The organism is Pseudoalteromonas sp. G5_S1_14_S5 (assembly GCF_054968605.1).
This window is the reverse complement of the sequence record NZ_JBQKUM010000207.1, coordinates 1-681: the sequence shown is the minus strand read 5'-3', so window position 1 is coordinate 681 and position 681 is coordinate 1. Positions and strand designations below refer to the sequence as shown.

Below are 681 nucleotides of genomic sequence, written 5' to 3'. Positions count from 1 at the left end.
ATGGCCTTGTATAATGCTGAATTTACCCGCCTAGGCACTTTGACCTCATCAGCACAACTACAAAATGTGATTAATACGGTCAATACCTCCGTAAGTGTGTTGATGGAGATTGTCGGATACGCGAATGCCAATGATGCCAAGAACTTAAGCTTCGCGGATTTAAGCAGCGTGATGGGCTTAACTTCGCTTGATGCGAATAATCATGCGTACTACAAAGCCTTGATTGCTGCAGACGTTGGCAGCAATGTCGATACCTCTGCCAAGTTACAAACTCTAATCAACATTGCGAACGCGAGCCAATCTCAAATCGATGTCATCAGCCAATATGCCGCTAACAACAAAGCGGGTGACTTAACCATCGCTATGCTGCAAAGCATTTCCGGCTTGTCGGTAGACAGCAATAACCTTAGTTATTACAAAGAGTTTGTCGCTGATAGTGCGGCGGCGGACATCATTGATTTAGCCAGCTTACAGCTTATCATTAATGATGCCGATGCCTTTGCACTTGATCCACAATGGGCAGTGACAGGGCAAGCGGTGGCGAACAACATCAGCGGCGCAACAGTGCGTGTGTATGCGATTGAATCAGGCGCGAAAGGTGCCAATATTACTCATACAGAAGGTACTACCGATGCCAATGGTGCCTTTAGTATGGCGATTGTGCCTACTACGCTTCCGGTG

Annotated in this window: 1 protein-coding gene; it reads left to right on the top strand. The window is 47.0% G+C overall.

Annotated elements, in window-relative coordinates; genetic code table 11:
* On the top strand, nucleotides 1-681 hold a 681-nt coding region (locus tag ACTRWI_RS22570; protein WP_499133925.1), incomplete at both ends, for a hypothetical protein.